This window comes from Moorena sp. SIO3I6, from assembly GCF_010672095.1.
This window is the reverse complement of record NZ_JAAHHU010001165.1, coordinates 1-1,613: the sequence shown is the minus strand read 5'-3', so window position 1 is coordinate 1,613 and position 1,613 is coordinate 1. Positions and strand designations below refer to the sequence as shown.

Genomic DNA, 1,613 nt, shown 5'->3' with positions numbered 1-1,613 from the left:
TAGCATAATCGAGCTGATGTTCAAAGAAATAGGGTTCAACCTTATCCGCAAACAGATGTTGAACTACCTTACTAGCCATCAAATTAGTATACACTATCTCTTCAAAATCATCTAAAGACATACTGTGTTGTTGCAGCCATGCCCAAGTGTCCTCTGAATTCTCAAGTTTGTTCATTAATCGGAATTGGTCTGCTGCGTTTTGAAGGTCTTCAATCTCTACACCGATGCCAGCACTTTCCGCAGTAGCCGCAATAATCTTGCGGGTAACAATCCCTTCAATAATTTCAGGAATTTGGCAGGATAGCTGGACTTGGTGAAAAATATCTTCAGTGGTAATCGTAATAGCTGGTAACATGATTATTTATTGGTAATTGGTAGGGAATAGGGAACAGGGAATAGGGAACAGGGAACAGGGAGTAGGGAGTAGGGAGTAGGGAGTAGGGAGTAGGGAGTAGGGAGTGTCTTGAAACTCGGAGATCCCCCTAAATCCCCCTTAAAAAAGGGGGACTTTGAGTATGGCTCCCCCCTTCCGCGCGGGGGGCTGGGGGGGATCATAATCTTGCATAAAACTTTGAAAACACGCCCTAGTGCTATATCAGCGCGTTTATCGCATTTATGAGGTACGCTTCATTGCCTCAAAGTCCCCCTTATTAAGGGGGATAATGGGGGATCCCTTCCTCATGGGATAGAAAACTGTTACATATAGCATTTTTCCTCATTGCTTTGATGCAGTCGCTGATTATAGCACTACCGATTAAGGTGAGGACATTGATACAAGTACAAAAGCTGTTATAGTAAACTTTTGCCTTTTGCCGTCTTGATGCAGTCGCTCATGGGGGAAACCCCCAAGACCGCGCTGCATCGCTTTTGCCTTTTGCCTTGCCCGTAGCGCTATATGTCCAACTCCTCATACCTCCCTATTCCCGATTCCCTGTTCCCTTCGGATAACGCTACAATTCCAAACCCCCCTGCTGCAACTTCTTAAAGGGATCCAGAACTAAATCCATAATCCGACGCTGCCGGACAATGACTTCTGCTGTTGCAGTGTCCCCTGGGCGGAGAGCAATACATTCTTTTGGTGTGGGCATACAGGTTTTATTCAGTTTAATTTCTAGGTCATAAGTAGGCACTTTACCCTGCTCCGTCTCCGTCACCTTGGAGGTTGGAGAAATTTTGATTACCGTTCCCTCTACTACTCCATAGTCTTGGAAAGGATAAGCATCAAACTTCATTTTTACTGCCATTCCTTCCCGTAAGGAGCCACTTTCTGAAATAGCGATCTGGGCTCGCAGGGAAAGGAAAGACCCCTGTGGGGCAATCTCGACTATAGTATCTCCCGGTTGCACCACAGCCCCAGCACTTTTGATTGGTGACTGAAACACTATTCCCTCGATCGGAGCAGCTAACACCCTTTGATTTAACTGAAATTCCAAGGATTTTATCTGACTTTTACTCTGGGATAGTTCAGCTTGGAGGGTAGTAATTTTGGTTTCTATATTTTTGAGTTGTTCCTCACTTTTTAGTAAAGCAAGCTTACCAGAATGAACCAAGGTTTTATAACTCCGTTCTTGCTCTTGTAAGCGCAGGCGAGCTTGTTTAATATCAGCGGAGGC

The 1,613-nt window shown here is 45.1% G+C and carries 2 protein-coding genes and 1 pseudogene; all 3 read right to left on the bottom strand.

The genetic code is table 11. The features are described from left to right. Positions 1–355, bottom strand: a pseudogene (locus F6K49_RS47300) (peptidylprolyl isomerase); the annotation flags it as partial. A gap of 2 nt (positions 356–357) precedes the next feature. Then, on the bottom strand, positions 358–555 hold the full coding sequence (locus F6K49_RS47295; protein ID WP_293109451.1) for a hypothetical protein: 198 nt from the start codon (positions 553–555) through the stop codon (positions 358–360). Between the two features lie 395 nt (positions 556–950). Continuing rightward, on the bottom strand, positions 951–1,613 hold a 663-nt coding region (locus F6K49_RS47290), incomplete at its 5' end, for an HlyD family efflux transporter periplasmic adaptor subunit (protein ID WP_293109448.1).